The organism is Pseudoalteromonas sp. BSi20439 (genome assembly GCF_000241165.1).
GTDB lineage: Bacteria > Pseudomonadota > Gammaproteobacteria > Enterobacterales > Alteromonadaceae > Pseudoalteromonas.
Genome location: NZ_BADW01000237.1, coordinates 1 through 247 on the forward strand (window position 1 = coordinate 1; position 247 = coordinate 247).

At 42.5% G+C, this 247-nt stretch carries 1 protein-coding gene; it reads right to left on the bottom strand.

Annotation, left to right across the window (positions count from 1 at the left end):
- Positions 1–198, bottom strand: a 198-nt coding sequence (locus P20439_RS17890) for a transposase (RefSeq protein ID WP_242376107.1), incomplete at its 3' end; no start/stop codon positions are given.
- Positions 199–247 lie beyond the last annotated feature (49 nt).

Sequence of the window (247 nt, forward strand, 5' to 3'; positions counted from 1 at the left end):
TTGCGTATTAGAAGAGGGTTTAGACGGTTGAGCTTGAGATTTCTTGACCCATGCTCTAAGTGTTTCTGGGGTACATCCCAGTTTATCTGAAATCGATACTAGCGCAGCCCAAAGAGAAGGGTATTCATGCTGTTGTGTGGTAACAAGCCTAATTGCACGTTCACGAAATTCTGATGTATAGCGATTTGATTTTTTCATAGTTCCAGTTTCTCAAGTTATTGAGTCTCTGGCAAACACGGGGCGATTC